Origin of the sequence: Donghicola sp. (assembly GCF_025210255.1) — a bacterium.
Classification (GTDB): Bacteria; Pseudomonadota; Alphaproteobacteria; order Rhodobacterales; family Rhodobacteraceae; genus Donghicola; species Donghicola eburneus.
Genome location: NZ_JAOARZ010000006.1, coordinates 24,784 through 46,747 on the forward strand (window position 1 = coordinate 24,784; position 21,964 = coordinate 46,747).

Annotated in this window: 17 protein-coding genes and 1 tRNA gene; 15 read left to right on the top strand and 3 right to left on the bottom strand. The window is 60.0% G+C overall.

Annotation, left to right across the window (positions count from 1 at the left end; all coding sequences use genetic code 11):
• Window positions 1-20: 20 nt before the first annotated feature.
• The gene (locus tag N4A58_RS00435) at window positions 21-227 is read left to right on the top strand and encodes a SlyX family protein (protein WP_245780554.1); all 207 of its coding nucleotides are present in this window, start codon (window positions 21-23) and stop codon (window positions 225-227) included.
• Between the two features lie 101 nt (window positions 228-328).
• Here N4A58_RS00435 and dnaE read toward each other — a convergent pair whose 3' ends face one another.
• Window positions 329-3,844 (bottom strand): DNA polymerase III subunit alpha, encoded by a 3,516-nt coding sequence (gene dnaE / locus N4A58_RS00440; RefSeq protein WP_293706952.1) that lies wholly within the window; start codon window positions 3,842-3,844, stop codon window positions 329-331.
• Between the two features lie 275 nt (window positions 3,845-4,119).
• Between dnaE and xdhA the strand changes: the two genes are divergently transcribed.
• The 10 genes from xdhA to N4A58_RS00490 all read left to right on the top strand — a co-directional run bounded on the left by xdhA (window position 4,120) and on the right by N4A58_RS00490 (window position 15,473).
• Window positions 4,120-5,481 carry a xanthine dehydrogenase small subunit gene (gene xdhA / locus N4A58_RS00445; protein ID WP_293706953.1) on the top strand — a complete coding sequence of 454 codons (1,362 nt, stop codon included), beginning with the start codon at window positions 4,120-4,122 and terminating at the stop codon, window positions 5,479-5,481.
• Window positions 5,478-7,790 carry a xanthine dehydrogenase molybdopterin binding subunit gene (gene xdhB / locus N4A58_RS00450; protein ID WP_293706955.1) on the top strand — a complete coding sequence of 771 codons (2,313 nt, stop codon included), beginning with the start codon at window positions 5,478-5,480 and terminating at the stop codon, window positions 7,788-7,790. Before xdhA ends, xdhB begins: the two co-directional genes overlap by 4 nt.
• Window positions 7,783-8,700 carry a xanthine dehydrogenase accessory protein XdhC gene (gene xdhC, locus N4A58_RS00455; RefSeq protein WP_293706956.1) on the top strand — a complete coding sequence of 306 codons (918 nt, stop codon included), beginning with the start codon at window positions 7,783-7,785 and terminating at the stop codon, window positions 8,698-8,700. The genes xdhB and xdhC overlap by 8 nt, the downstream gene beginning before the upstream one ends.
• Window positions 8,682-10,202 carry an ABC transporter ATP-binding protein gene (locus tag N4A58_RS00460; protein WP_293706957.1) on the top strand — a complete coding sequence of 507 codons (1,521 nt, stop codon included), beginning with the start codon at window positions 8,682-8,684 and terminating at the stop codon, window positions 10,200-10,202. The genes xdhC and N4A58_RS00460 overlap by 19 nt, the downstream gene beginning before the upstream one ends.
• Window positions 10,195-11,277: an ABC transporter permease gene (locus N4A58_RS00465; RefSeq protein WP_293706958.1), complete on the top strand. Its 1,083-nt coding sequence runs from the start codon at window positions 10,195-10,197 to the stop codon at window positions 11,275-11,277. The genes N4A58_RS00460 and N4A58_RS00465 overlap by 8 nt, the downstream gene beginning before the upstream one ends.
• The gene (locus tag N4A58_RS00470; RefSeq protein ID WP_293706960.1) at window positions 11,277-12,197 is read left to right on the top strand and encodes an ABC transporter permease; all 921 of its coding nucleotides are present in this window, start codon (window positions 11,277-11,279) and stop codon (window positions 12,195-12,197) included. Before N4A58_RS00465 ends, N4A58_RS00470 begins: the two co-directional genes overlap by 1 nt.
• Before the next feature lie 35 nt (window positions 12,198-12,232).
• Complete coding sequence (locus tag N4A58_RS00475; RefSeq protein WP_072707639.1) at window positions 12,233-13,315, top strand: BMP family ABC transporter substrate-binding protein; 1,083 nt, start codon at window positions 12,233-12,235, stop codon at window positions 13,313-13,315.
• 120 nt (window positions 13,316-13,435) lie between these two features.
• The gene (locus tag N4A58_RS00480) at window positions 13,436-14,566 is read left to right on the top strand and encodes an FAD-binding oxidoreductase (RefSeq protein ID WP_293706963.1); all 1,131 of its coding nucleotides are present in this window, start codon (window positions 13,436-13,438) and stop codon (window positions 14,564-14,566) included.
• 68 nt (window positions 14,567-14,634) lie between these two features.
• A complete protein-coding gene (locus N4A58_RS00485) occupies window positions 14,635-14,976 on the top strand; it encodes a carboxymuconolactone decarboxylase family protein (RefSeq protein ID WP_072707643.1) in 342 nt (113 codons plus the stop codon).
• 65 nt (window positions 14,977-15,041) lie between these two features.
• A complete protein-coding gene (locus N4A58_RS00490) occupies window positions 15,042-15,473 on the top strand; it encodes an EF-hand domain-containing protein (protein ID WP_293706965.1) in 432 nt (143 codons plus the stop codon).
• 78 nt (window positions 15,474-15,551) lie between these two features.
• Here N4A58_RS00490 and N4A58_RS00495 read toward each other — a convergent pair whose 3' ends face one another.
• Window positions 15,552-18,053 carry an FAD-dependent oxidoreductase gene (locus N4A58_RS00495; RefSeq protein ID WP_293706967.1) on the bottom strand — a complete coding sequence of 834 codons (2,502 nt, stop codon included), beginning with the start codon at window positions 18,051-18,053 and terminating at the stop codon, window positions 15,552-15,554.
• 179 nt (window positions 18,054-18,232) lie between these two features.
• Between N4A58_RS00495 and panC the strand changes: the two genes are divergently transcribed.
• Both panC and panB read left to right on the top strand, forming a co-directional pair.
• On the top strand, window positions 18,233-19,078 hold the full coding sequence (gene panC, locus N4A58_RS00500; RefSeq protein ID WP_293706969.1) for a pantoate--beta-alanine ligase: 846 nt from the start codon (window positions 18,233-18,235) through the stop codon (window positions 19,076-19,078).
• Entirely contained in the window at window positions 19,075-19,884 is an 810-nt protein-coding gene (gene panB / locus N4A58_RS00505; protein ID WP_293706970.1) for a 3-methyl-2-oxobutanoate hydroxymethyltransferase, read from the top strand. The genes panC and panB overlap by 4 nt, the downstream gene beginning before the upstream one ends.
• 85 nt (window positions 19,885-19,969) lie before the next feature.
• Here the strand turns inward: panB and N4A58_RS00510 are convergent, their stop codons facing one another.
• Window positions 19,970-20,956, bottom strand: a complete 987-nt coding sequence (locus N4A58_RS00510; RefSeq protein WP_293706972.1) for a D-glycerate dehydrogenase — start codon at window positions 20,954-20,956, stop codon at window positions 19,970-19,972.
• Window positions 20,957-21,054: 98 nt separating this feature from the next.
• Between N4A58_RS00510 and N4A58_RS00515 the strand changes: the two genes are divergently transcribed.
• Both N4A58_RS00515 and N4A58_RS00520 read left to right on the top strand, forming a co-directional pair.
• Complete coding sequence (locus N4A58_RS00515; RefSeq protein WP_293706973.1) at window positions 21,055-21,588, top strand: SH3 domain-containing protein; 534 nt, start codon at window positions 21,055-21,057, stop codon at window positions 21,586-21,588.
• 86 nt (window positions 21,589-21,674) lie between these two features.
• Window positions 21,675-21,749, top strand: a tRNA-Gln gene (locus tag N4A58_RS00520).
• Window positions 21,750-21,964: the final 215 nt, after the last annotated feature.

Here is a 21,964-nt window from a genome sequence, read left to right on the forward strand (position 1 = left end):
CGACGCGCAAGGAAAACAGCATGGAAAACCGGATCAACCAACTTGAAGAGCGCGTAGCGCATCTGCTGAAATCCGTGGACGACATGTCAGACATCGTCGCACGGCAAGACACGGAAATCGCAATTCTGACACGGCGCGTGCAATTGCTCATGGAGCGCGAGGCTGCGCGGGAATATGCAGACGGCGCCGCCGAGATCGTCGGCGATGAACGGCCACCGCACTACTAACGGCTGCCGTTGCGCCGTGAGTATTTGGACAAAGCAGAAAGCGCAGTTCCTTTTTGCTCAAATACTCACTGTTGGCTGGCCGCAAGGAGCGGGCCGCGCGATCAGATCTCTTCGACTTCCAGAATACCGTTCATGCTTTTGAGCGCGCCCTTTATCTGGGGGCTGACGGGAAACTGCGCGCCCAGATCGATTTCGACCTCGCCGGGCAGATCGTCCGAAAGCAGGCAGCAATAGATTGGCCCTTTGGCGGCGCGGGGGGCGGCTTTGACCGCGTCCTCCAGCAAGGCCGCCATCATGGGCAGCGCCTCTGGCGTGTCCAAATAAATGCGCAGGCCAGACGATCCGGCGTCCGCCACCATCGTATCCAAGGGCGCGATGCTACGGCCCAGCAGTTTCACCTGCTCCGATTCGTAGGTGGCCTCGACCGTGCAGACCACATTTGAGCCGCTGTCCAAAAACTCGCGTGACTTCTCCAAAGCTTCGGAAAAGAGCGTGACTTCGAATTGGCCAGTTGGGTCGCTCATCTGGACAAAGGCAAAACGGTTGCCCTTGGCCGATTTACGCTCCTGACGCGAGGCGACAACGCCCGCCAGTTTGGCGATCTGCGGGCCTTCTTGGACCTTGCGACTGAGTTCGTCAAAGGTCATCACCTTTTTGCGCTTCAGGACCCCGCGGTAGTCGTCCAGCGGGTGGCCCGACAGATAGAAACCGATGGCGCGGAATTCTTCGGCCAAGCGTTCAGCAGGCAGCCAGTCGTTGCGTTTCGATAGGCGCGGTTCGGGCAGGTCATCGCCCGCATCGCCGAACAGTGACACCTGATTGGACGCCCGTTGTTCATGGATCGCCGCCGAATACTGCACCAAGCTATCAAGGCTGTCGAACACCCGTGCGCGATTTGAATCCAGCTGATCAAAGGCCCCTGCGCGCGCCAGCATCTCCAAGGGCCGCTTGCCCACACGCTTCAGATCCACCCGGCGCGCGAAATCGAACAGCGTCTTGAACGGCTGCCCATCCCGCGCCCGCTCGATCATACGCATCGCGTCTTCGCCCACGTTTTTCAGCGCGCCCAAAGCGTAAACCAGCTTGCCATCCGCCACATCGAATGTCGCCAGCGACCGGTTCACACAAGGCGGCACGATCTCGATCCCCAGACCGCCCTTTTCCTTGGCCTTGCGGACCTCGTCGGCGTAAACAGCCAGCTTTTCGGTCAGGTGGGAATCGCAGTTCATGACGCCGGCCATGAACTCGACCGGATGGTTCGCCTTGAGCCAAGCGGTCTGATAGGACACCACCGCATAAGCCGCCGCGTGGGATTTGTTGAAGCCGTAGTTCGCGAATTTCTCCAGCAGGTCGAAAACCTCGCCTGCTTTCTTGTCGTCGACGCCGTTCTTCTTGGCCCCTTCAGTGAACTTTGGGCGTTCGGCGTCCATCGCCTCTTTGATCTTTTTACCCATCGCGCGGCGGAGCAAGTCCGCGCCGCCAAGGCTGTAGCCCGCCATGACCTGCGCGATCTGCATCACCTGTTCCTGATAAACGATGATGCCCTGCGTTTCGGCGAGGATATGGTCGATCGTCGGGTGGATGGATTCCAGAGGTCGCAGGCCGTGCTTCACCTCACAGTAGACAGGGATGTTCTCCATCGGGCCGGGGCGATACAGGGCCACAAGCGCAACGATGTCTTCAATACAGGTGGGCTTCATGCGCTTGAGCGCATCCATCATGCCCGAGCTTTCCACCTGGAACACGGCGACCGTCTTCGCATCGGCATAAAGCTTGTAGGTCCGCTCGTCATCCAAGGGGATCGCGTTGATCTGGTTCTCGGCCCCTTCTGCGGGGACATACAGCTGCTTGCCGTCCGGCCCCACATGCAGATCGCGTCCGCATTTGTGGATCAGGTTGATGGCGTTCTGAATCACGGTCAGCGTTTTCAGACCCAAGAAGTCGAATTTGACCAGACCCGCCTGTTCCACCCACTTCATGTTGAATTGTGTCGCAGGCATGTCTGACCGTGGGTCCTGATAGAGAGGCACCAACTCGTCCAGCGGACGGTCGCCAATCACAACACCCGCCGCGTGGGTCGATGCGTTCCTAAGCAGCCCCTCAATCTGCTGGCCGTAGGTAAGCAAGCGGTCCACAACAGGTTCGCTCCGCGCCTCCTCGCGCAGGCGGGGTTCGTCCATCAGGGCCTGCTTGATCGACACAGGCTTGACCCCCTCAACAGGGATCATCTTGGACAGGCGGTCCACCTGCCCATAAGGCATTTGCAAAACACGGCCCACGTCGCGCACCGCCGCTTTGGACAGGAGCGCACCAAACGTAATGATTTGCGCGACCTTGTCCCGTCCGTACTTCTCTTGCACGTACTGGATGACTTCTTCGCGGCGATCCATGCAGAAGTCGATGTCGAAGTCCGGCATCGATACACGTTCCGGGTTCAAAAAGCGTTCGAACAGCAAGCTATAGCGCAGGGGATCAAGGTCGGTGATCGTCAGAACATAAGCCACCAGCGAACCCGCACCCGAACCACGGCCCGGACCGACAGGAATGTCATGCTCCTTGGCCCATTTGATGAAGTCCGCAACGATCAGGAAGTAACCAGGGAAGCCCATCCCCTCGATGATATCCAGCTCGAATTTCAGACGCGCTTCGTATTCGGACCGGTCCGCGACAGCCTCGATCACCGCCAGACGCTTGTCCAAGCCCTCCCACGCCTGACGGCGCAGTTCCTCAACCTCGTCATCGGCGAACTTGGGCAGAATGGGCGCGCGCTTCTCGGCCTTGTAGGCGCAGCGTTTGGCAATCTCGACCGTGTTCTCCAACGCCTCGGGCAGATCGGCAAACAGGGTCGCCATTTCCTGTGGCGACTTGAAGTAATGCTCACGCGTCAACCGCCGCCGCGCCTCGGCCTGATCCACATAAGACCCTTCGGCGATACAGATCAGGGCGTCATGGGCCTCGTAAATCTCGGGCTTGGGGAAATAGACATCATTGGTCGCCACCAGCGGCAGGTCCATCGCATAGGCCATCTCGACCAATCCGCGCTCGCTCAGCCGCTCGTTCTGAGGCAATCCATCCTCAGCCGGATGGCGCTGCAACTCCACATAGAGCCGATCGCCGAACATGCCCGCAAGCCGCTGCATCAACGCCTCGGCCGCTGGCCGCTGCCCCTGCTGCAACAGCATCCCCACAGGTCCATCCGGCCCGCCGGTCAAACAAATCAGATCGCCCGAATACCGCTCCAACTCTTCCAACGTGACCTGAGGCGGCTCCCCGTCACGCTTGAAATATAGCGCCGAGTTCAGCTTCATCATGTTCATGTAGCCGGACTCGTTCTGGGCCAACAGAACCACCGGCGCAGGCATCCTCGGACGCTCGCCCACCGCAGGCTCCACATAGCGTAAAGACACCTGACAGCCCAAAATCGGCTGGATTCCAGCGCCCTTGGCGTATTCGGAAAACTCCAAAGCGCAGAAGTTGTTATTGGTGTCCGTGACCGCCACAGCGGGCATCCCCGCATCGGCACAGAGGCCAGGCAGTTTCTTGACCGTAACCGCCCCCTCAAGAAGCGAATATTCGGTGTGGACGCGCAGGTGAATGAATCGGGGATCAGTACTCATGCTGCGACACTACCCCCGCCCCCGCACCGCGAAAACCCCTCTTCATCTTGGTTCAAAAACCCCGGAGGGCCTGCCAGCGGCAGGCGGGGCAGAGCCCCGCTGACCTCTCCGCCCATTTCCACGGCAAATGCAGGAAAAAAGCGCAGTTTCGCACCAACGCCCTTGTCAAACCGTAGCTCTTTGGGGTTTCCTGACTGAAAGCCCGCGTGACTTCTACGCCGCATCGAAGTCTCGCCAGCACGGCCAGCCATGGTAAAGCGGCATTTAGTATCACTATGAAAACCACGTTTCTTCTGAACGGAGAGACCGTGACCGCAGAGACCTCGGAGACCGAGACTCTGCTCGACTGGCTACGACTGACACAACACCTGACTGGCACCAAAGAAGGCTGCAACGAAGGCGACTGCGGCGCATGCACCGTTATGGTGCAAGACGATCAAGGCATTCGCGCTTTGAATGCCTGCATTCTGTTTATGCCCCAGATTGCGGGCAAAGCCATTCGCACGGTCGAAGGCATCCGCGCCGACGACGGCGCGCTGCATCCTGTGCAACAGGAAATGGTCGAAAAACACGGCAGCCAGTGCGGTTTCTGCACCCCAGGCTTTATTGCGTCGATGGCCACAGCCCACGCGACAGGCGCAACCGATTTCAATGACCGGCTGGCAGGCAACCTCTGCCGCTGCACAGGCTATGCGCCGATCGTCCGCGCCGCCGAAGCGGCCGCCTCCGCTCCCGTCCCCGCGTGGGTCGCTGCAGACAAAGCGGCTCTGGCTACCCTCCCCAATGCGGCGCTGCCCACATCCGGTGATGAGCTCGCCGCCATCCTCACCGCGCAGCCGAACACCCGCATCATTGCGGGCGGAACCGATGTAGGGCTTTGGGTGACCAAACAGATGAGAGACCTTGGACCCGTCGTGTTCTTGCACGCCTGCGAGGACCTCAAGCAGATAAGCATCAACGACGACCAGATGTATGTCGGTGCAGGTGTCACGATCGAGATACTGCGCGAGGCCATTGCCCCGCATTATCCATCCTTTGCAGAGATGCTGCGGCGCTACGGGTCGACCCAAGTCCGCTCTGCCGCCACGCTTGGCGGAAACATCGCCAATGGATCGCCGATCGGGGACAGCCCGCCTGTCTTGATCGCCCTTGGCGCGACCCTGCATCTGAGGCATGGCGATACACGGCGCACCCTACCGCTCGAAGATTTCTTTATCGAATATGGGCAACAAGATTGCGCCCAAGGCGAATTTGTCGAGGGCGTCACCATCCCGCTGAATGCCAGGGGGCTGAAGGTCTACAAAATTTCCAAGCGGTTTGATCAGGACATCTCAGCGCTGTGTGGCGCGTTCAACATCAGCGTTTCGGATGGCGCGGTCACCACCGCGCGTATCGCCTTTGGTGGCATAGCCGGCACGCCAAAGCGGGCAAGCCACGTGGAAACCGCCCTGATTGGGCAGCCATGGACGACAAAGACGATCACCGCCGCCCATGACGCGTGGGTGCAGGATTTCTCTCCGCTCAGCGATATGCGGGCCAGTGCGGACTACCGCCTGACCGTGGCGCGCAACTTGCTGACCCGTTATTTCGCCGAGAGCCAAGGCACCCTGACCAGCGTGCTGGAGGTCCAGCCATGAGCGTGAACCGTCCCTCTCCGCACGACAGCGCGCGGCTGCACGTCACGGGCGCGGCACGCTACGTAGACGACATTCCGACACCTGCTGGCTGTTTGCATCTGGCCTTCGGTCAATCGACCGAGGCGCACGGCACAATCACCGAGATGGACCTGAGCACTGTACGTTCGGCAGACGGCGTCATCGCTGTTCTCACCGCCGCAGACCTCCCGTTCGAGAATGACGTCTCGCCTTCGATCCATGACGAGCCGCTTCTGGCCACAGACACGGTGCACTACGTCGGGCAGCCCATCTTTCTGGTCGTCGCCACGAGCCACACAGCAGCGCGCAAGGCCGCAACGCTGGCGAAGGTTGACTACAGCCCCCTGCCCCCGATCTTTACGATCGAAGAGGCGATGGCCGCCGACAGCCGTTTCGAAGAAGGTCCGCGCATCTACAGCCGCGGCGATGCCCAGAGCGCGATTGGCAACAGTCCCCATCGGGCCGAAGGCGTCATCGACATGGGTGGGCAAGAACACTTTTATCTAGAGGGTCAGGCCGCGCTTGCCCTGCCCCAAGATGATGGCGATGTGGTCGTGCATTCCTCGACCCAGCATCCCAGTGAAATCCAGCACAAGGTTGCGGACGCCTTGGGCCTGCCAATGCATGGGGTCAAAGTCGAAGTGCGCCGCATGGGCGGCGGCTTTGGGGGCAAAGAGAGCCAAGGCAACGCGCTGGCCGTCTCTTGCGCGATTGCCGCGTCGATGACCGGTAAGCCCTGCAAAATGCGCTATGACCGTGACGATGACATGGTGATCACGGGCAAGCGTCATGACTTCCGCATCTCTTACGAGGTCGGGTTTGACGATGATGGCCGCGTGCTTGGGATCGATTTCATTCACTACACGCGGTGCGGATGGGCGCAGGATTTGAGCCTACCGGTGGCAGACCGCGCGATGCTGCATGCGGACAATGCTTACCTGCTCGAAAATGTCCGGATCGAGAGCCACCGCCTGCGCACCAACACCCAAAGCGCGACCGCGTTCCGAGGCTTTGGTGGCCCGCAAGGTCTGGTGGGTGTCGAGCGGGTAATGGATCAGATCGCACACCAGTTGGGATTGGACCCGCTAGAGGTGCGCAAGGTCAACTACTACGCCGAGATGGAGAGCCCAGACGGGGGGCCATCTGCCAAGACGAAACAGAAGACACCTTATGGACAAGAGGTCAACGACTTCATCCTACATGGGCTGACTTCTGATCTGGCGACGGGATGTGACTACGCCGAGCGGCGCGCGGCGGTTGCGGCGTGGAACGCAGAGAACCCTGTTTTAAAGCGCGGGCTCGCGATGACGCCGGTGAAATTCGGAATCTCGTTCACGCTGACCCATCTGAACCAAGCAGGTGCCTTGGTGCATGTCTACCAAGATGGCTCCGTCGCCTTGAACCACGGCGGGACCGAGATGGGGCAAGGGCTCTACCAGAAGGTCGCGCAAGTGGCCGCCAGCACTTTTGGTATTTCGCTCGACCAAGTCCGATTGACCGCGACGGACACGTCCAAGGTGCCGAACACTTCGGCCACGGCGGCATCATCGGGGTCGGATCTGAATGGTATGGCTGTCCTTGCTGCCTGCCAGGCGGTACGGGACCGGATGGCTGAACACTTGGCTTCTGTTCGTCAGACCACGGCCAGTGCAGTTCAATTTGAAGGCGGCGTGGTGAATGTGGCTGGCGACACATTAACGTTCCCAGCCGCAGCCAAGGAATGTTACGAGGGGCGCGTCAGCCTGTCGGCGACAGGCTTTTACAAGACACCCGACATACAATGGGACCGGATCAAGGGCGAAGGACGCCCCTTCTATTACTTTGCCTATGGGGCGGCTTGCTCCGAAGTGGTGGTAGACACGCTGACCGGCGAGTATCGCATTTTGCGGACCGACATTCTGCACGATGCAGGGCGCAGCCTGAACCCTGCGCTGGACATCGGCCAGATCGAAGGCGGATTTGTCCAAGGGGCGGGCTGGCTGACCACCGAAGAACTGGTGTGGGATGATCAAGGGCGTCTACGCACCCATGCCCCATCGACCTACAAAATTCCTGCTGCCTCCGATCGACCGCAGGTGTTCAATGTCGCCTTGTACGAGAGCGACAACCCCGAGGCTACCATTCATCGATCCAAGGCCGTGGGCGAACCGCCCTTCTGCCTTGGGGTCTCTGTATTGATAGCCCTGTCTGATGCCGTAGCGTCCTGCGGCACGGCCTACCCTGCGCTGGATGCTCCTGCGACGCCAGAACGAGTCTTGGCCGCAGTGCAAAGGGTGCGCGGTCATGCTTGATCGGGCAGCACTCGAAGCCGCTGTCGCAGCACATGGCACCGTGGCGCGCGTTGTCATTCTAGAGGCGCGCGGCTCTGTCCCGCGCGGGGCGGGCACAGAAATGCTGGTCTGGCCAGAGGGACAAAGCGGCACGATCGGGGGCGGTCGGCTTGAGTTCGACGCCGCTGCCGCCGCCCGCCAAAGCTTGACCGACGGTCGGGATATTGCACGCCTGTACCCGTTGGGACCGGCCTTGGGCCAATGCTGTGGCGGATCGGTGCGGGTCCTGACGGAAATCTTTGACGCAACGCGATTGGCGACAGTGCCGAGCGACGGACTGTGGGCACGCCCTTTGCCCGGTGTTTCAGACGGTACACCGCCCAGCCGCGAAGGCCTGCACTCGGGCTGGTTTGCCGAGACGCTCGCTCCTGCGCGCGCACCATTGTGGATCTGGGGCGCGGGCCATGTGGGGCGCGCGATCGTGCACACGATGTCCCCACTGCCGGACTTTGCGATCACGTGGATCGACACAGCCGCGGACCGTTTCCCCGAGACCTGCCCCGCTGGTACTGAGACTGCCATCGCGGCCCAGCCTGACCGGTTAGCCATGCATGCCCCCACAGAGGCCATGCACCTGATCCTGACCTACAGCCACGAGATCGACTTCGCGCTGTGTCACGCGCTGCTCACGCGGGGATTCGGGTTCTGCGGGCTGATCGGGTCGGACACCAAATGGGCTCGGTTCCAGAAGCGGCTGATGACCTTGGGGCACCCGCAGGACCAGATTTCGCGCATCACCTGCCCAATTGGAAATCCTGCGTTGGGCAAACACCCGCAAGCCATTGCCGTTGGGGTGGCTGCTGCGCTACTGAATTCACCAAATGATGAAATAACAAGCGGGGATGGGACGCAGTGGGCACGCCACTCTTAACACTCTCTGGGCTGACCAAGGCCTATCCTGGAGTCGTCGCGAATGACGACGTGAGCTTCGATATCCAGCAGGGCGAAGTTCACGCCTTGCTTGGCGAAAACGGGGCGGGCAAGTCCACTCTGGTCAAAATGATTTATGGGTTGGTCTCTCCGGACAGCGGTAAGATGACCTTGAATGGTGCTCCTTTTGTGCCTGCCAGCCCGAATGCAGCCCGTGCAGCAGGCGTTGCGATGGTGTTCCAGCATTTCTCGCTGTTCGACGCGCTGTCTGTGGCCGAAAATGTGGCGTTGGGCATGGATAACCCGCCGCCCCAGGGCGAGCTGGCCACGAAAATCCGAACCGTTTCGGACGCCTACGGCTTGCCTCTGGATCCGCACAGAACCGTGGGCGATCTGTCCGCAGGCGAAAGGCAGCGCGTCGAGATTATTCGCTGCCTGCTGCAGGACCCCAAACTCTTGATCATGGACGAACCGACCAGCGTTCTAACCCCCCAAGAGGTCGAGATCCTGTTCAAGACCCTGCGCAAGCTATCAGCCGAAGGGACAGCGATCCTCTATATTTCGCACAAGCTCGAAGAAATCCGCTCGCTTTGTGACAACGCGACCATTCTGCGCTTGGGCAAGAAGGTAGCGACCTGCATTCCGGCCCAGAAAACTGCCGCCGAATTGGCTGAGATGATGGTCGGCACTAGCCTGAAGCCGCCAAAGCGGGCGGCTGATGTGTCCTCTAGCGAAGTGGCTCTTCATGTCAGCGGACTGAACCTGCCGCCGGCCCAAGCCTTTGGCACCAGTCTTCGGGACATTACCCTGACCCTTCACAAGGGCGAGGTTCTTGGAATTGGCGGCGTCGCAGGCAACGGTCAGGATGAACTCCTAGCAGCCCTGTCTGGCGAACGGCTTTGCGCTGCGGAGCAGGTTCGTTTGAATGGCAAGCCGGTCGGCAATCTTGGACCGACAGCGCGTCGGCGTCTCGGCCTGCTGGCCGCCCCCGAAGAGCGTTTAGGACACGCTGCCGTGCCGGACATGAGCCTGACCGAGAATGCCCTGCTGACCGGTGTGACCCGTCAAGCGCTCGCCAAAGGAGGCTGGATCAACTGGGCCGCCGCCAAAGGGTATGCCGAGCGGATTATTCATCAATTCGACGTACGCACCCCAGGCCCGCATGTGGCTGCGCGGGCGCTATCGGGCGGGAACCTGCAGAAATTCGTCATTGGCCGAGAGGTCCTGCAAGCGCCCCACGTTCTGGTCGTGAACCAGCCCACTTGGGGTGTTGATGCGAGTGCAGCCGCTGCGATCCGTCAAGCCCTGCTAGACTTGGCTGCCGAAGGTGCCGCAATCGTATGCATCAGCCAAGACCTTGACGAACTTATGGAAATCAGCGACCGCTTTGCCGCCCTGAACGAAGGGCGCCTGACCCAAGCCCGCCCCGCCGCAGGCCTGACGATCGAGGAAATCGGTCTGATGATGGGTGGCGCGCATGGCATGGAGGCCGCCCATGTTTAAGATTGAAAAACGCCCGATCCCCTCGGCCAAATGGAACTGGGGGGCTCCCGTCGTGGCGGTCCTGCTGACCATGGTATTTGGCGGCGCACTCTTTGCGGTGCTGGGGGTGAACCCATTCTTGGCGCTGGAAAAGATTTTCTACGAACCGCTGTTTGGCGAATATGCGTTTTACTACCGCCCCCAACTGATGGTCAAAGCCGCACCCCTGATCCTGATCGCCATCGGCCTAAGCCTAGGCTTTCGCGCAGGCATTTGGAACATCGGAGCCGAAGGGCAATATATCATTGGCGCGCTTTGCGGCGCGGGGTTGGCGCTGGCGCTGTACCCGATGGAACTGTTCATTCTGCTGCCCTTGATGGTGATCGCAGGGGCGATTGGCGGCGCGCTTTGGGGGTTGATCCCCGCATTCCTCAAGGTCCGCTTTGGCACCAATGAAATTCTGGTGTCCCTGATGCTGGTCTACGTGGCCGAGCAGTTGCTGGCCTCGATGGCCTTGGGCCTGATGAAAAACCCCGAGGGCATGGGCTTCCCCGGATCGCGCAATCTGCAGCAATATCCTAGCGCCCACAATGCCGAGATCATCTCTGGCACAGGCATGCACTGGGGTGTGGTTGCCGCGCTGATCGCAGTGATTTTCGCCTATATCGTCCTCAGCCGTCACATGTTCGGCTTCAGTCTGCGCATGTCGGGTATGGCACCGCGTGCAGCCAAATTCGCGGGCGTGAACCCGACGCGCATGGTTCTGATCTGCATGGGTATCTCGGGCGGTCTGGCCGGTATGGCGGGCCTGTTTGAAATCGCAGGCCCCGCAGGCCAGGTCAGCATCGACTTCAATGTTGGCTACGGCTTTACCGCGATCATCGTGGCCTTTCTTGGCCGATTGAATCCGATTGGCATCTTGCTGGCGGGCGTTCTGATGGCACTGACCTATATCGGCGGTGAAATCACCCAGAGCCAGATGGGCCTGCCGCTTGCAGCTATTCAGGTTTTCCAAGGGATGCTGCTGTTCTTCCTACTCGCTATGGATTTGTTGACCAACTACCGCTTCCGCCCCACAGCCAAGGAGGCCGCGTGATGGACCTGTCTTCGATCAATCCTGTCCTTCTGCTGGCCAGTCTGATGGTCGCCGCGACGCCGCTGCTCTTCGCCGCCTTGGGGGAACTGATTGTGGAGCGTGCGGGCGTTCTGAACCTCGGGGTCGAGGGGATGATGATCACTGGCGCTGTCGCGGGCTTCATCATCGCGGTTGAGTCAGGCTCCCCTGCCCTCGGCTTCCTGTGTGCTGCCATTGCGGGCGCGCTGCTGTCGCTGCTATTCGCCCTGCTCACGCAGGTCTTTCTGGCGAACCAAGTTGCATCAGGCCTCGCGTTAACGCTCTTTGGGCTCGGGCTCTCGGCGCTGTTGGGCCGCGACTACGTGGGCATCAAGCCGCCCTCGACACCCAAGCTGGATCTTGGAATGCTGGCCGATATCCCATTTGTCGGGCGCGTGCTCTTTACCCATGACATGATGGTCTACCTCGCGCTGGTTTTGGCCATTGCGATTTGGTTCTTCCTACACCGTACACGGGCGGGTCTGATCCTGCGTGCTGTGGGCGAAAACCACGATGCCGCCCATGCCTTGGGGTACAAGGTCGTCCTGATCCGCTTTGCCGCTATCGCGTTTGGCGGGGCCTGTGCGGGTGTCGGCGGTGCCTACCTGAGCCTCGTCCGTGTCCCCCAGTGGACCGAGGGCATGACCGCAGGCATCGGCTGGATCGCTCTCGCGCTTGTCGTTTTTGCCAGCTGGAAGCCGGGCCGCGTGATCCTTGGCGCCTATCTGTTTGGCGGGGTCAATGTGCTCCAGCTAAACCTGCAGGCTGCAGGTGCCGCGATCCCCGTCGAGTATTTGGCAATGTCCCCCTATCTGGTAACCATTCTTGTGTTGGTTATCATGTCCGCGGATCGTTCCCGCGCTCCGGCCTCTTTGGGCCGCCCATTCCACGCCTCGAACTGAGGCAATAAAAAGACCACCAACAGGAGTTGAAGAGAATGAAACTCATCAAGCATCTGGCCACCGCCACTATGGCGCTCGGCGTTGCAACCGGCGCAATGGCAGCAGGCCATGGCGAGAAAACCAAAGTCGGCTTTGTCTATGTCGGTCCGGTGGGCGACGGCGGCTGGACCTATGAACACAACGAAGGCCGTCTGGCCGTCGAAGAGCACTTTGGCGATCAGGTCGAAACCGTGTTCGTGGAATCGGTCCCCGAAGGTCCCGACTCCGAGCGTGTGATGACCCAGATGGCACTTGAGGGTGCAGACCTGATCTTTACCACCTCGTTCGGCTACATGGACCCGACCATCAATGTCGCGTCGAAGTTCCCCGATGTGAAATTCGAACACGCCACCGGCTACAAAACCGCTGACAACGTGTCGGTCTACTCTGCCCGTTTCTACGAAGGCCGCGCGGTACAGGGTCTGATCGCTGGCAACCTGACTGAGTCGAATATTATCGGCTACATCGGTTCGTATCCGATCCCCGAAGTGATCCGCGGCATCAACAGCGCCTACATTCAGGCCAAGAAAGTGAACCCCGACGTCGAATTCAAAATCGTCTGGGCCTACACTTGGTTTGACCCCGCCAAGGAAGCTGACGCCGCCAAGGTTCTGATCGAACAAGGCGCAGACGTGATCTTGCAGCACACCGACTCGACCGCCCCTCAGGCAGCCGCTCAGGAAGCTGGCAACGTCTACACCTTTGGCCAAGCGTCCGACATGATCGAGTACGCACCCATGCCGCGCGTCTCGTCGATCATCGACAACTGGGCGCCCTACTACATCGAACGCACTCAGGCTGTCATTGACGGCACTTGGGAAACCGCGAACACTTGGGATGGCATCGGCGCTGGCATGGTTGGCATCGGCGAAATCACCGATGCGGTCCCCGCAGACGTCAAAGAAGCGGCTCTGGCTCTGAAAGACGCGATTGCATCTGGCGAAGTTCACCCCTTTACCGGCCCGCTGAACAAGCAGGACGGCAGCGCATGGCTGGCCGAAGGTGAGACCGCAGACGATGGCACTCTGGCGGGCATGAACTTCTACGTCGAAGGCATCACCGGCGAAATCCCGCAATAAGCCGATAAAAATTGCAAAATGAGACCGCGTCCGAGCGTTCGGGCGCGGTTTTTTATTGCAATTTGCGTCTTGCCGCGTGAATCGGAGTACAAATATAAAATCGAGCACTCGCGGTGCACCATGGCAGGCATTCTCTCTAACCTCTTCCGGCGGAACAGCCGGAAACCGGCAATTTATGACTTTGCGATCGTCGGTGGCGGGATTGCAGGGCTGTCGGCTGCGGCTGCGTTGGCGCCGCTGGGGTCTGTCGTGATCCTAGAGGCAGAGCGCCAGTTAGCCTATCACGCCTCTGGCCGATCGTCAGAAATGTTCCTGCCCCATCATGGAAGCAAGGCCGTGCGCGTTCTGACCGAAGCCAGCACAACCCATTTGCACTTCGCCAACGGGGGCGTTCTGCGCAAACGGGGGATGCTGCTCCTTGGCCGCGCAGGCGAAGAACAATATTTCGACTACGAGATGCGCGCAGGTAATCTGTCCCCTATCCCGATCGAGGATGCAGGTGTCTATTTTCCGCTGATGAACCAAGGCACGGTATCGCGGGCCGCGTGGTCCAACGATGCATTGGATATGGACGTACACAGCCTGATCAAAGGGTACGCAGATCAAGCCCGCGCAGATGGCGCTGAGTTGCGACCGAACACGCAGGTTCTGGGGATGACCCAAACCTCTGAGGGGTGGGAGATTGCCAGCGCGGACAGCGTGGTCCGCTCTCGGTTCGTGATTAATGCGGCGGGGGCGTGGGCTGATGTGATCGCGGGATTGGCGGGACTTCCGCCTCTTGGGCTGGCCTGTCTACGGCAGTCGATGATCGACTTGCCCAGCCCCGCGGGACACGATGTCCGCCGCTGGCCCTATGTCCGCGCGGCGGGCGGGCGCTGGTACGCAAAGCCGACCGGGAACGGAATGCTGCTGTCCTGCGGCGAAGAGGAGCCGGTCATGCCGACCGACTCAGCCCCTGACGAGAGCGTTCTGGCCCACGGCCTTGCCCGGTTCGAGGATATGACGACCCTGTCCGTGACCCGCGTGAACAACACATGGTCCGGATTACGCACTTTTGCCGCCGACCGCTCGCCAGTGGTCGGGGCCGATCCGCTAAACCCTTCGTTCATTTGGCTTGCTGGCCAAGGGGGCACCGGTTTCCAAACCGCCCCAGCCCTAAGCGATCTGCTTGCGGATTTGATCAGCGGTCGGGCCTCTAGCCTGCCGACCGAAACAGTGTTTGCCATATCGCCGGATCGTCTGCGCGGTTGATATCGATCAAAGCACTTAGCCTTGCCAAATGATTTTTCTGTCGCTGAAATATGCGAAAGGCAGAATACATGAGCTGGCAAGACAAGATCGACTCGACCAAGGACCAACTACGCAACCTGAACAAAGCCATCCCTGACGTCACCAAAGGCTTTGGCACCTTGAGCAAAGCCGTCAAACAAGATGGTGCGCTGGATTTCAAAACCAAAGAATTCGTAGCTTTGGGGATTGCCGTCGCAACCCGCTGCGAGGCCTGCATCACCTTGCACGTAGACGCGCTGATTAAATGTGGCGCGACCCGAGAAGAGGTCGCAGACTGTCTGGGGATGACCATCCAGATGGGCGGGGGCCCTTCGATGATGTACGCCGCCAAGGCACTGGAGTGTTTTGACGCATTTACCGAGAAAAATTAACATTCCACAGACGGAATGTATCTTTTCCTACGTATAAGATGCAGCAAAGCAAGAAAGGACATTCTATGAAACCCATCCAGCTGGCCCTGCCCCTGATGTTCGTTGCCTCCGTAGTGCTGGCCGAAAACGGCGTCCCCGGCTCGCATTTCATCGAGAACTGGGATCTCGACGGTGACGGTCAAGTTACGCTGGCCGAAGCCCAAGAGCGTCGGGGCGATGTCTTCTATAGCTTTGATGCGGACGAAGACGGCTACATCGACGGCGAAGAATACAAAACCTTTGACGAGGCCCGCAGAAACGACATGGAAGGCCAAGGCGGTCATGGCAACGGCGCGATGAAGAATGCCGAGGGAGGCATGCACTTGGCGTATAACGATGCCGATAGCGATGGCCGCGTCAGCCAGGCAGAGTTTTTGGGCCGCACCGAGGTATGGATCGGCCAAATGGACCGAAATGGCGATGACGTGGTAACCACCGCAGACTTTGGCCGCAAATAATTAAGCCGCTCGGAACTGCGAAGCGCCGTGCAAGGGGGACCTGCACGGCGCTTCTTTTTCTCTGGGGGAGTAGAGAAATTAACCGTCCTTGCGGATAGTTTCGTTTTTGCTGTCGTAGGGGCTGTCGACCACAATCTCGCCGTCGAACAGCTGGTTGAACATCTTCACCTGCACCTTGGTGCCGGGCACAGCATACTCAGGCTTCACGTAGCCCATGCCGATCGACTTGCCGAACGCCACTGAGTAACCACCCGAAGTCAGACGACCGATCTTGGTACCATTGATGTACAGCGCCTCGCGGCCCCACGGATCGGCATCTTCGGGTCCGTCGATCAGAACCGTCACGCACTTGCTGCGGATGCCGGTCGCTTCCATCGGGGCTTTGCCGTGGAACTCTTTGGACATGTCCACAAAGCGCGGCAGGTCTGCTTCGAGCGGGGTCGCGTCGCGGCCCAGTTCGTTGCCGAACGCGCGGTAGGATTTCTCCTGACGCAGCCAGTTCTGTGCACGGGCACCAACCCACTTCATGTCGAACTCTGCACCTGCTTTTTCCAGCAGGTCGAACAGGTAGTTCTGCATTTCGATCGGGTGGTGAAGTTCCCAGCCCAGCTCACCGGTGTAAGCCACGCGGATCGCATTCACGGGGCACATGCCCAATTCGATCTGGCGCGCCGACAACCACGGGAAGCGCTTGTTCGACAGAGCAGTCTCGGGGTCTGCGTCCTTGATGATGTTTTTCAGAAGATCACGCGACTTGGGGCCGGCGATGGCGAAAACGCCCCACTGGGTGGTCACATCCTGAATGTCGATGCGGCCGAACTCGGCTTCCATGTCTTCGGCAGCCTTCATCAGGAAGTCCTGATCGTACTCGTGCCAAGCGCCTGCGGACACCAGATAGTACTCGTCATCCTTGAGACGGACGATGGTGTATTCGGTGCGCACCGTGCCCAATTTGGTCAGCGCATAGGTCAGGTTGATACGGCCGGTCTTGGGCAGCTTGTTACAGGTGAACCAGTCAAGGAACGCGGTCGCGCCGGGGCCTTTGACAAGGTGCTTGGTGAACGCGGTCGCGTCGACGACACCCACACCTTCGCGGATCGCTTTGGCTTCTTCGACGGCGTACTGCCACCAGCCGCCACGGCGGAAGCTGCGGGCCTCGTGATCGAAGTTATCAGGCGCATCCAGCGGGCCGTAGTAGTTGGGACGCTCGAAGCCGTTCACGCAGCCGAACTGTGCGCCGCGGGCCTTCTGACGCTCGTATGCGGGACCAGTGCGCAGAGGACGGCACGCTTCGCGTTCTTCATCGGGCTGGTGCAGAATGTAGACGTGTTCGTACGCCTCTTCGTTCTTGCGCGCGCCGTATTCGGTGGTCATCCACTTCTGGCCGAAACGCTTGGGGTCCAGCGACGCCATATCGATCTCGGCTTCGCCAGCAACCATCATCTGCGCCAGATAGTAGCCGGTGCCGCCTGCTGCGGTGATGCCAAAGCTGAAGCCTTCGGCCAGCCACATGTTGCGCAGACCAGGTGCGGGGCCAACCAGCGGGTTGCCATCGGGGGTATAGCAGATCGGGCCGTTGAAGTCGTCTTTCAGACCCACTTCTTCGGTCGAAGGAATACGCTCGATCATCGACATGTATTCTTCTTCGATCCGCTCGAGATCCAGCGGGAACAGGTCCGCGCGAAAGCTGTCGGGCACACCGTATTCGAAGCATGCGGGCGCGCCGCGCTCGTACGGGCCAAGGATCCAGCCGCCACGCTCTTCGCGGACGTACCACTTTGCATCGGCGTCACGCAGAACGGGGTGCTCGGGGTGATCCTTGCGGTATTCAACCAGCGCGGGATCGGGCTCGGTCACGATGAACTGGTGCTCAACGGGGATGGCGGGCATCTTGATACCCAGCATCTTGGCGGTGCGCTGTGCGTGGTTGCCGGTACAGGTGACCACATGCTCGGCGCGGATTTCGAATTTCTCTTCGCCGGGGACAAGGTTGCCGCCCTTTTCGACCATGATGGTGCCGCGCACGATCCACTCGGTGCCGGTCCACTCGTAATCGTCCACCTGACACTTGCGGTAGATGTCGACACCGCGCTGACGGGCGCCCTTGGCCATCGCCTGCGTCACGTCCGCAGGGTTAATATAGCCGTCGGTCGGGTGGTAGATCGCGCCAACCAGACCTTCGACATTTACCAGCGGCCAACGTTCTTTGATCTGTTCGGGGGTCAGGAATTCGTAGGGAACGCCCACAGTCTCGGCGGTCGAGGCATAGAGCATATATTCGTCCATGCGCTCTTGGGTGCGGGCCATACGCAGGTTGCCCACGATCGAGAAGCCTGCGTTCAGGCCGGTTTCTTCCTCGAGCGTTTTGTAGAATTCCACCGAGTACTGGTGGATGTGGCTGACCGCGTAGCTCATGTTGAACAGGGGCAGCAAACCGGCCGCGTGCCAGGTCGAGCCGGCGGTCAGTTCGTCACGTTCCATCAGGACGACATCGTCCCAACCGGCTTTGGCGAGGTGATAGGCGACCGACGCACCGATGGCACCACCACCGACAACCAGCGCTTTGACTTGGGTTTTCATCAAGGGACTCCCTGCGGGCAGAATTCTTTGAGTCTTTTCTATCCAGAACACGGCGATTGCCGCAGGGTCCAGCCGACATTTTGCGGCATAAAACCGACCGTAACGTCGCAGGATACAGCCGTTGTTCTTGCCCCCGCAGAAAGATAGAAGCCTACTGAAGCCAATCGGAGGGGGCCAAATTGGAAATATGCACCACCATCGCCCAGATTCGCGGGACCGTGGCCGCCTATAAGCAGGCGGGTGAACGGGTCGCTCTTGTGCCGACCATGGGCTATCTGCACGAGGGGCATATGACTCTGGTGCGCCGCGCGCGGGCCGAGGGCGAGCGCGTCATCGTTTGGATTTTCGTGAACCCGACCCAGTTCGAGAATCCCGATGATCTGGCGAAATACCCCCGCGACACAGACCGTGATCTGGCGATGCTGCAGGCAGAGGGTGTCGATGCCGTATTCCTGCCCGACGCCAGCGAGATTTATCCCGAAGGCGCGGAAACCATTGTCGAGACGACGAAACTGGCGAACATGCTTCACGGTGCCGTTCGTCCGGGCCATTTCCGCGGCGTGACCACAGTGGTCACCAAGTTCTTTAACATCATCCAGCCCGATGTCGCGATTTTCGGCGAAAAGGACTACCAGCAGCTGCAGGTGATCCGCCGCATGGTCCGCGACCTACACATGCCGATTCAGATCGTCGGCCAAGCCACCGTTCGCGAATCCGACGGTCTGGCCATGTCCAGCCGCAACGTCCGCCTTGCCCCCGAAGACCGCGCCGCCGCCGTGATCCTGAGCCAATCTCTGGCCGCCGCCGAGGCCGCTGCCAAAACCGGTGCAGCTGTCGCTGACCTGCATCAGATCATCGCAGACACCATCGGCGCCGAGCCCCGTGCAAAACTTGTCGGCTGTGATATCGTCGCCGCCGAGACACTTGCCGATATCTCCGGTCCCTTGACCGGCCTGACAGCCATCATGATCTCGGTCGAGGTCGGGGGCGTCATGCTGATCGATCAGAAGGAAGTTACGCCATGAGCGCACAGAAACAGGTCCGCCGTACCACTGTCCCCCAGATTGCACAGCGCAAAGGGGGCGAGCCTATCGTCTCGCTGACCAGCTATCATGCGCACACCGCCGCAATCGTCGACAAACACGCGGACTTCATTCTGGTGGGCGACAGCCTCGGGATGGTCATGCACGGCATGGAATCCACCGTGGGCGTCCCGCTCGACCTGATGATCATGCACGGCAAAGCTGTGGTGCGCGGCACCAAGCAGGCACTCATCGTCGTAGACATGCCCTTTGGCACCTATGAGGAAAGCCCGCAGGTTGCCTTCCGCAATGCCGCCAAGATCATGAAGGAAACCGGCTGCGGCGCAGTGAAACTCGAGGGCGGTGCCCGCATGGCCGAAACCATCCAGTTTCTAACCGAACGGGGCATCCCTGTCATGGCCCACATCGGCCTGACCCCACAATCGAGCCACGTCATGGGCGGCTTCAAAACCCAGGGCCGTGACGAAGACAGCTGGCCGCTCCACGAGGCGGATGCCAAAGCGGTGTCCGAAGCAGGTGCCTTTGCTGTGGTCCTCGAAGGCATGGTCGAACCCCTCGCCGCCAGGATCACCAAACAGATCGACATCCCCACCATCGGCATCGGCGCCAGCGCCGACTGTGACGGCCAGATTCTGGTTCTGGAAGATATGCTGGGCCTGAACCCGTGGACTCCGAAATTCGTCAAGGTCTACGGCCAGCTCGGCCCGATGATCGAACAGGCGGTCAGCGACTACGCCGCGGACGTCAAATCCCGCGCCTTCCCGACCGAAGACGAAGTCTACCGCTAAGAACGAGCAAGGGGGCCACCGCGGCCCCCTCTTTCTTGGTCAAAATACCCATTGCGCAGTCATCCGCCACACGCAGGCGCGCAGATCAGAGCATAGCCGGCACCACCAGATCCGGTGGACGATGTCCATCGGCAAAGGTTTTGACGTTCAGCAAGACCTTCTCGCCCATTTCCAAACGCCCCTCGATCGTCGCCGAGCCCATGTGCGGCAGAAGAACCACGTTGTTCAGCTGACGCAAACGCGGGTTGATCTGATGCCCGTGTTCGAACACATCGAGGCCAGCCCCTGAAATCTCGCCCGCGCGCAGCATCCGTGTCAGAGCATTCTCGTCGATGACCTCGCCCCGCGAGGTGTTCACGATCACCGCATTCGGTTTCATCAACTTCAAGCGCCGCGCATTCATCAGGTGGAATGTCGCGGGCGTGTGAGGACAGTTGATCGAGATGATGTCCATCCGTGCCACCATCTGATCGAGGCTCTCCCAGTAGGTCGCCTCCAGCTCGTCCTCGATCTCGGGACGCAGGCGGCGACGATTGTGGTAGTGCACTTGCATGCCAAATGCCTTGGCCCGCCGCGCAACCGCCTGACCGATCCGGCCCATGCCCAGAATACCCAAACGGCGGCCACCTACGCGGCCCCCGAGCAGAGCCGTCGGCGCCCATCCGGCCCAATCGCCGGACTGCATGGTGGCCAGACCTTCGGGTATGCGGCGCGTGACCGCCAAGATCAGCGCGATCGTCATGTCCGCCGTATCCTCGGTCACCACGCCGGGGGTGTTCGACACCAGAATGCCCCGCTGACGCGCGGTATGAACGTCGATATGGTCAATCCCCGCCCCGTAGTTTGCAATCAGCTTCAACCGATCGCCCGCTGACGAGATGACCGACGAATCCAAGGTATCGGTCAGAGTCGGCACCAGAACATCCGCATCCTTCATGGCCGCGACCAATTCCTCGCGACTCATCTGCTGATCGTTCTCACGCAAAGTTACATTGAAAAGTTCTTTCATCCGCGTTTCGACTGCTTCTGGCAGGCGTCGCGTCACAACAACTTTCAAACGCTCTGATGGCATTCGGAACCTCCGCATCTTTCCATATCGCGCTGTTGCTGGCAGAGTGTCCCATGACACGGGCCAGCACAAGAACCCCACTGAAAAAAGACAAAGAGCAGATGACCTTTCGCGGATTTCCCATCCTTGGCGCGGCTCTAATCGCCGCTCTCCTGACCAATACCCCCCTCTTCGCCCAAGACGCGCAACCCGCGCCGGAAGAAGAGACAAGAGGCCCCGTCACGAACCTGCCCCTCCCCCGCTTTGTCTCGATTAAATCGTCCAAAGCCAATGTGCGTCGCGGCCCCAGTCAAACACACCGCGTTGATTGGGAGTTCAAACGCAAGGACTTGCCCGTCGAAGTCACCGCCGAATATGGCCACTGGCGCCGCATCCGCGACCATGACGGCGCTGGCGGCTGGATTCACTATGCCCTGCTCTCTGGTCGGCGTACGGCGCTCGTGGACGAAGAGATGGTCAGCCTCTACGCCAGCCCCGACCTGCGCTCGACAGAAATTGCGCGACTGGAGAAGGGTGTGATTGCCCAAATCGTCGAGTGCATTCCCACGTGGTGCGAGCTACGCGTCGCCGACTACCGCGGCTGGACTCCAAAGGCCGGAATCTGGGGCGTCAAAGCAGACGAAGTCTTCGACTGAGAAAAATCGAAATTGGGGTGATTTTTTTACTTCACCCCCCTTGCGGCCCCCAAACGCTTTGAGTAAACACCGCCTCACACTGCTGGTGGGGTGTAGCCAAGTGGTAAGGCACCGGTTTTTGGTACCGCGCACCGTAGGTTCGAATCCTACCACCCCAGCCACATTTACCCGAAAACAGGTTATTCTGGTTTACCTGCTTAGGTCAGTCAGCGCGCCGTTAGTGCCGTCGTGGCGTTCCAACACCTCATACCCTAGCGAAAAGTTTAGCCGTCTTCAGTGGATATCGCAGCGTACCACTAACCTGAACGCATACACCTTTGTTTCCAAATCTGTTCTGTGCCAAGCAAGCGACAGAGTCCCTTCTGGCTTTCACAAC